Origin of the sequence: Kitasatospora sp. Root107 (genome assembly GCF_001424875.1) — a bacterium.
In the GTDB taxonomy this organism is placed as follows: Bacteria; Actinomycetota; Actinomycetes; order Streptomycetales; family Streptomycetaceae; genus Kitasatospora.
The window spans coordinates 9547-16842 of the sequence record NZ_LMCT01000008.1; the positions used below are offsets into that span (position 1 = coordinate 9547).

At 74.5% G+C, this 7296-nt stretch carries 5 protein-coding genes and 1 pseudogene; 3 read left to right on the top strand and 3 right to left on the bottom strand.

Going from position 1 to position 7296, the window contains the following annotated elements:
• Both ASC99_RS40200 and ASC99_RS40205 read right to left on the bottom strand, forming a co-directional pair.
• On the bottom strand, positions 1–558 hold a 558-nt coding region (locus tag ASC99_RS40200; protein ID WP_235583015.1), incomplete at both ends, for an aminotransferase class I/II-fold pyridoxal phosphate-dependent enzyme.
• A 1-nt stretch (position 559) separates the two neighbouring features.
• Positions 560–1310, bottom strand: a pseudogene (locus tag ASC99_RS40205) (aminotransferase class I/II-fold pyridoxal phosphate-dependent enzyme); the annotation flags it as partial.
• Positions 1311–1431: 121 nt separating this feature from the next.
• Between ASC99_RS40205 and ASC99_RS08490 the strand changes: the two are divergent.
• From ASC99_RS08490 to ASC99_RS08500, 3 genes are all read left to right on the top strand, one after another.
• Entirely contained in the window at positions 1432–2061 is a 630-nt protein-coding gene (locus ASC99_RS08490; RefSeq protein ID WP_057230023.1) for a YitT family protein, read from the top strand.
• Between the two features lie 128 nt (positions 2062–2189).
• On the top strand, positions 2190–3923 hold the full coding sequence (gene recN, locus ASC99_RS08495) for a DNA repair protein RecN (protein ID WP_057230183.1): 1734 nt from the start codon (positions 2190–2192) through the stop codon (positions 3921–3923).
• A gap of 134 nt (positions 3924–4057) precedes the next feature.
• Positions 4058–5218, top strand: coding sequence for a glycosyltransferase family 4 protein (locus tag ASC99_RS08500; protein ID WP_057230184.1), 1161 nt, complete (start codon positions 4058–4060; stop codon positions 5216–5218).
• Positions 5219–5571: 353 nt separating this feature from the next.
• Here the strand turns inward: ASC99_RS08500 and ASC99_RS08505 are convergent.
• Positions 5572–7296: glycoside hydrolase family 15 protein (locus ASC99_RS08505; protein ID WP_235583016.1), on the bottom strand; the 1725-nt coding region annotated here is incomplete at its 5' end.

Below are 7296 nucleotides of genomic sequence, written 5' to 3' on the forward strand. Positions count from 1 at the left end.
GGTCTGTTCGCCGGCCTGGGCGAGGGCGCTGCCGGACAGCCCGCCGGTGCCCACCCAGAGCGCCAACCCGCCCGGGGGCAGGGTCACTTGCCAGTGCGGGAGCTGCTCGTGCAGGGCGGCGGCCAGGCCCTCGGCGCTGGCCCGTAGCCGCTCGTGCCGGTCGGCCCTGATCGCGGGCAGGTGCTCGGTGAGCATCTCGGCGGCGATCAGCTGGTCGAGCACCGGGCTGCCGATGTCGGTGTAGACCCGGTCGGTGGCCAACTGCCGTACCAGGGCGGCGTTGGCGCGTACCCAGCCGATCCGCAGGCCGCCCCAGAGGATCTTGCTGGCCGAGCCGACGGTGACCACCTGGGCGCTCCGGTCGAGTGCGGCCGTCGGGCGCGGCATGGTCAGGTCGCCGAGGCCCCAGTCCAGTTCGGCGGGGGTCTCGTCGACCAGCACGGTGGTGCCGGCCGACCGGGCGGCGGCCAGCAGGGCCCGCCGCTGCTCCTCGTCCACCAGGGCGCCGGTGGGGTTGTGGAAGTCCGGGATCACGTACGCGAGCCGGGGCGCGGCGCCNGGGGCGCGGCGCCGCGCAGCACCCGCTGCCACTCGGGCAGGTCCCAGCCGGATCCGGCGTACGGGACCGGGACCAGCCGGGCCTCGGCGCGGCGCAGCGCCTGCAGGGTGTGGGCGTAGCTGGGCGCCTCGACGGCGACCCGGTCGCCGCGGCTCAGCAGGGCGCGCTGGACCAGCTGGAGGGCGGCCATCGCGCCGGTGGTGACCAGGATCTGGTCGGGGGTGGTGGGCAGTCCGCGCTCGGTGTAGCGGCGGGCGATCGCCTCCCGCAGCACCGGGACGCCGGTCGGGAAGTTGCCGTGCCCGGCGGCGTACGCGGGCAGTTGCTCGACCGCGCGGGCGGCGGCCAGGCCGAGGTAGGGCTGCGGGGCGGGCAGTGCGGCCACGCCGAGGTCGAGGGTGCGGTCGCGCTCGTCCGGCGGCACCGGATGCAGGGCGTCGGTGGGTGGCCGGCTGCCCTCGGGCAGGGTGGTCCAGCTGCCGGAGCCGCGGCGGCTGCGCAGGTACCCCTCGGTGCGCAGCGCCTCGTACGCGGTGGCCACGGTGGTGCGGCTGAGTTCGAGCACCTGGGCCAGTTCGCGTTCGGCGGGCAGTCGGGCGCCGACCGGCAGGCGGCCCTCGGAGACCAGCAGCCGGACCTGCCCGGCCAGCGTCCGGTAGGCGGGCCGGTGGCCGGTGGCCTCGGGCAGCGGGGTGCCGCGCAGCAGGCGGGCCAGCGCGGGCGGGGTCACGGTGCTCTGCCACTCGGCCATCTGAATCAGTCCAGTTGAGAGGAATTGGCCCTGGCTGGTGGCCAGGTGGACTCCCCATGATGGCAGGGCGGCCATCGAGCCGCCACACCCCTGGCCGCACAGCATCCGAAGGAGCCACCCAATGGCCACCCTCTCCGCCGTCCCCCGGACCACCTGGAGCACCGACCGGCTGGGCCGCCGGCTGCCCCAACTCCTGCTCGGCCTCTGGCTCTACGGCACCAGCCTGGGCGTGATGGTGCGGGCCGGCCTCGGGGTCAACCCCTGGGACGTGCTGAACCAGGGCATGGTGCACCACTTCGGCCTGAGCATCGGGAACTGGGTCACCATCATCGGCGCGCTGGTGCTGCTGCTCTGGATCCCGCTCCGGCAGGTCCCCGGCATCGGCACGATCGGCAACGTGCTGATCCTCGGGGTGGCGATGGACCTCACCATGGGAGTGCTGGACACGCCCGGGAACTGGCCCGCCAGGATCGCCCTGCTGGCCACCGGCATCCTGCTCAACGGCCTGGCCACCGGCCTCTACATCGGCGCCCGGTTCGGCCCCGGCCCCCGGGACGGGCTGATGACCGGCCTGCAGCGCAGGACCGGCCGCTCGGTGCGCCTGATCCGCACCGGCATCGAACTGACTGTGCTGGCCATCGGCGTCCTGCTCGGCGGCACGGTGGGCGTCGGCACCGTCGCGTACGCGCTGGCGATCGGGCCGCTGGCCCAGTTCTTCCTGCGCTGGTGCACTGTCCCGGAGAGCCGGTAGCAGTACGGCCGACTTCCCGGCGACATACCTCGCGCAGCGCCCGAAAGGGATGAACTTGCCCGTCCGGGGCCGGTGCTCGTCGCGCGGCGGGGCCGGAACCTCGTAAGGTCGTCACCGTGTTGGACGAGATGCGGATACGGGATCTTGGCGTCATCGACGACGCGGTGGTCGAACTGGCGCCCGGCTTCACCGCCGTCACCGGTGAGACCGGGGCGGGCAAGACCATGGTGGTGACCAGCCTCGGGCTGCTGCTGGGCGGCCGGGCCGACCCGGCGCTGGTGCGGCGCGGCGCGGACCGGGCCGTGGTCGAGGGGCGGCTCTCGCTGCCGCCCGGCTCCCCGGTGCTGCAGCGTGCCCTGGAGGCCGGGGCCGAACTGGACGACGGCGCGCTGCTGCTCAGCCGTACCGTCTCGGCCGAGGGTCGCTCGCGGGCCCACGTCGGTGGCCGGTCCGTGCCGGTCGGCCTGCTGGCCGAGCTCGGCGAGGACCTGGTGGCCGTGCACGGCCAGACCGACCAGCAGCGACTGCTCCGGCCGTCCCGCCAGCGCGGCGCGCTGGACCGGTACGCGGGCGCCGCGGTGTCCGGGCCGCTGGCCCGCTACCGGGAGACCTACCGGGCGCTGCGCGAGGTGGCCGCCACACTGGACGAGTTGACCGTCCGGGCCAGGGAGCGGGCCCAGGAGGCCGACCTGCTGCGGTTCGGCCTGGACGAGATCGCGGCCGCCGAACCGGTCGCCGGGGAGGACACCGAGCTGGCCGCCGAGGCCGAGCGGCTCGGCCACGCCGACGCGCTCTCCTCCGCCGCCACCCTGGCGCACGCCGCCCTCGCAGGGGACCCGAGCGACCCGGAGGCGGTCGACGCGGGCACCCTGGTGGCCCAGGCCCGCCGCGCGGTGGACGGTGTCCGCCAGCACGACGAGCGGCTGGCCGGTCTGGCCGACCGGCTGAACGAGGTCGGCTACCTGCTGACCGACGTGGCCCAGGACCTCGCCGGGTACGCCGACGACCTGGACGCCGACCCGGTCCGGCTGGCCGCGGTCGAGGAGCGCCGCTCGGTGCTGGCCCAGCTGCTGCGCAAGTACGGCGGCCCGGAGAACACCCTGGCCGAGGTGCTGGCCTGGGCCGAGAACGGCTCCGCCCGGCTGGCCGAGCTGGACGGCGACGACGACCGGATCGACCGACTGACGGAGCGGCAGACGACGCTGCGTCAGGAGCTGACCGAGCTGGCGGCCGAGGTCTCGGCGGCCAGGCAGGCCGCGGCCGGCCGGTTCGCCGAGGCGGTCTCCGCCGAGCTGGCCGAGCTGGCCATGCCGCACGCCCGGGTCACCTTCGACCTGGCCCGCACCGACGACCCGGCCGGTCTCGAGCTGGACGGCCGCACGGTCGCCTTCGGCTCGCACGGGGTCGACGAGGTGGAGGTGCTGCTCGCCCCGCACCCCGGCGCCTCGCCGCGCCCGATCGCCAAGGGCGCCTCGGGCGGTGAACTGTCCCGGGTGATGCTGGCCGTCGAGGTGGTGTTCGCGGGCGCCGACCCGGTGCCGACCTACCTCTTCGACGAGGTGGACGCGGGCGTCGGCGGCAAGGCCGCGGTCGAGATCGGCCGCCGGCTGGCCAAGCTCGCCGAGACCGCCCAGGTCGTGGTGGTCACCCACCTTCCGCAGGTGGCGGCCTTCGCCGACCGGCACCTGGTGGTGGAGAAGACCCACGACGGCACGGTGACCCGCAGCGGCGTCAAGGTGCTCTCCGACGAGCAGCGGGTACGCGAACTCTCCCGGATGCTGGCGGGTCTGGAGGACTCCGAGCTCGGCCGGGCCCACGCGGAGGAGTTGCTGGCCACCGCCCGCGCGCCCCGGCTCGGTTGACCGGTCGGCGGGCGCGCCGCCCGGGTGGACGGCCGACACGTAGCGGTGCCGACTGTCCAAGAGGGCGCCGGACCTGGCAAGGTGGCCGCTGGACACTGACTGACCAGTTCATGATCGAGTCGGAGCGAGACGACGTGGACCCTTTCGCCACCAGGGCCGGCAAAGGCACCGAACCGGGGCAGCTGCACGTGGTGCTGGTGCTCTCCGCGGCCAGCGGGGGCGTCGGTGCCCATGTGCGTTCACTGGCCCAGGGCCTGGTCGCGCACGGCGTGGCCGTGACCGTCTGCGCCCCCGGCGGCACCGACGCGCTGTTCGGTTTCTCCCGGACCGGCGCCCGGTTCCACCTGGTCGACATCACCCCCACCTCCGGGGCCCGCAGCGACGCCACCGCGATCGGTGAACTCCGGCGCGCCTTCACCGGCGCCGACATCGTGCACGCGCACGGCCTGCGGGCCGCACTGCTGGCCGACCTGGCGCTGCGCACCGCAGGCCGCTTCCCCGGCCTGCGCCCGGAGACCCCGCTGGTGGTGACGTCCCATCACGCGATGCTGGCCACCGGACTCGACCGCCGCCTGCAACGCCTGATGGAGCGTCGGGTGGCCCGCTCCGCCGACCTGGTGCTCGGCGCCTCCTCCGACCTGGTCGCCCGGGCCCGCGAACTCGGCGCCACCGACGCCAGGCTCGGCCCGGTCGCCGCCCCGCCGATGCCGGCCGGCGGCCTGGGCCGGGAGGCGGCCCGCGCGGCGCTGCTCCACGGCTCCGCCGAGCGGCCGCTGGTGCTCGCGGTCGGGCGGCTGGTCCAGCAGAAGTCGTTCGGCCTGCTGCTGGACGCCGTCCGGTACGGCCTCGGCGACAGCGACCCGCTGGTGGTGATCGCCGGGGAGGGCGCCGAGCAGGACGCGCTGCGTGAGCGGATCGCCGCCGAGAAGCTCCCGGTCGAGCTGCTCGGCTACCGCACCGACGTGCCCGACCTGCTCGCGGCGGCCGACCTGGTGGTGGTCAGCAGCCGCTGGGAGGCCCGCTCGCTGGTCGTCCAGGAGGCGATGCGGGCCGGGGTCCCGGTGGTCTCCACCGCGGTCGGCGGCGTGCCCGAACTGGTCGGCGAGGCAGCCGTACTGGTGCCGTACGGCGACCCCGCCGCACTGGCCGGGGCCGTCCGTTCACTGCTCGCCGACCCGGGGCGCCGCAGCGCGCTCGCGGCAGCGGGGCGGCTGCAGGCCGAGACCTGGCCCGACGAAGCGGCCACGGTGGCGCAGGTTCTCAGCACCTACGACGAACTCGTCCAACGAAGCTGAGCTTTCGCACGGCGCCCGAGCATCTACGGTCAGGGGCTCGGGGCTCTGCTCATCGGCGGCTCCGCCGCGGGGCGAGGAGATCTGGCGCCGGGGTCACTGCGAAAGTGCCTGGCCATTTACGGACGGATCACCTTGTAAGGGTCGGCGTCGCAGTTCCCCGAGCCCTGACCGTAGACGGTTGAGCTCGTGCCAAGCGTCGGCGTCGCCCACGCGGCGGAGCCGCGCATCAGCAGAGCCCCGAGCCCCTGACCGTAGACGGTTGAGCWCGTGCCAAAGGTCGGCGTCGCCCAGGCGGCGGAGCCGCACATCAGCAGAGCCCCGAGCCCCTGGTGGCTGATGCCCGGAGGGCCGGTTCAGAGGGTGGCCTGCTCTCGTTCGCGGCCGTCGGGCTGGGCGGAGAGGTAGGCGCCCGCGCAGGCGGTGAGGCGGAGGGCGGTGTCGATCAGGGGGACGTGGCTGAAGGCCTGCGGGAAGTTGCCGACCTGGCGCTGGGCCCGGGAGTCCCACTCCTCGGCCAGCAGGCCGACGTCGTTGCGGAGCGAGAGCAGCTTCTCGAAGAGCTCGCGGGCCTCCTGCACCCGTCCGATCATCGCCAGGTCGTCGGCCAGCCAGAACGAGCAGGCCAGGAACGCGCCCTCGTGCCCGGACAGCCCGTCGACGTTGTTGCCCTCGTCGTCGTGGGTCGGGTAGCGGAGCACGAAACCGTCCTCGGTGGACAGTTCGCGCTGGATCGCCTCGATGGTGCCGATCACCCGCTTGTCGTCCGGCGGCAGGAAGCCGACCTGGGGGATCAGCAGCAGCGAGGCGTCCAGCTCCTGGCCGCCGTAGTACTGGGTGAAGGTGTTGCGGTCGGCGTCGTAGCCCTTCTCGCAGACGTCCCGGTGGATCTCGTCGCGCAGGGCCTTCCAGCGCTCCAGCGGGCCCTCGGCGGGGGTCTGTTCGATCAGCTTGATGGTGCGGTCCACCGCGACCCAGGCCATCACCTTGGAGTGCACGAAGTGGCGGCGGGGGCCGCGCACCTCCCAGATGCCCTCGTCCGGCTCGCGCCAGTGCTGCTCCAGGTAGGTGATCAGCTTGAGCTGGAGCAGGTGGGCGTGGTCGTTGCGGGTCAGGCCGGTCATGTGGGCCAGGTGCAGGGCCTCGACCACCTCGCCGTAGACGTCCAGCTGGAGCTGCCCGGCCGCGCCGTTGCCGACCCGGACCGGCTGGGAGCCCTCGTACCCGGGCAGCCAGTCCAGCTCGGACTCGGTCAACTCCCGCTCCCCGGCGATGCCGTACATGATCTGCAGGTTCTCCGGGTCGCCGGCCACCGCGCGGAGCAGCCACTCGCGCCAGGCCCTGGCCTCCTCGCGGTAGCCGGTGCGCAGCAGCGAGGAGAGGGTGATCGCGGCGTCCCGCAGCCAGGTGTAGCGGTAGTCCCAGTTGCGTTCGCCGCCGATGTCCTCGGGCAGCGAGGTGGTGGGGGCGGCGACGATCCCGCCGGTGGGGGCGTAGGTGAGCGCCTTGAGGGTGATCAGCGAGCGGACCACCGGCTCCCGGTAGGGGCCCTGGTAGGTGCACTGGGCGACCCAGTCGCGCCAGAACTCGACCGTGCCCGCGAGCATCGCCTCGGTGTCCGGCGCGGCGGGCGCGGGCAGGTGGCTGGCCTGCCAGGTGAGCGCGAAGGCGATCCGCTCGCCGGCCTCGACGGTGAAGTCGGCGTACGTGGTCAGGTCGCGCCCGTAGGTCTCGGCCACGCCGTCCAGCCAGACCGAGTCGGGCCCGGCCACCGCGACGGTGCGGTGGCCGCCGTCGGGCTGCTCGACCCGGTGCACCCAGGGCACCACCCGGCCGTAGCTGAACCGCATCCGCAGGGCGGAGCGCATCCGGACCCGGCCGGAGAGGCCCTCGACGATCCGGATCATCTGCGGGACGGCGTCCAGACCGGCCAGCGGGCGGGGCGGCATGAAGTCGATCACCCGGACGGTGCCGCCCTGGGCGTCCCACTCCTGCTCGAGGATCAGCGAGTCGCCCCGGTAGCGGCGGCGGTCGGCGGGCACGGCGGGGGCACCGGCGGTCGGCGGGATCGGGATCTCGCC

Bases quoted from the DNA above. Each gene is read 5' to 3' on its own strand.
- ASC99_RS08490 (WP_057230023.1), top strand. From the start codon at position 1,432: ATGGCCACCCTCTCCGCCGTCCCCCGGACCACCTGGAGCACCGACCGG.
- recN (WP_057230183.1), top strand. From the start codon at position 2,190: ATGCGGATACGGGATCTTGGCGTCATCGACGACGCGGTGGTCGAACTG.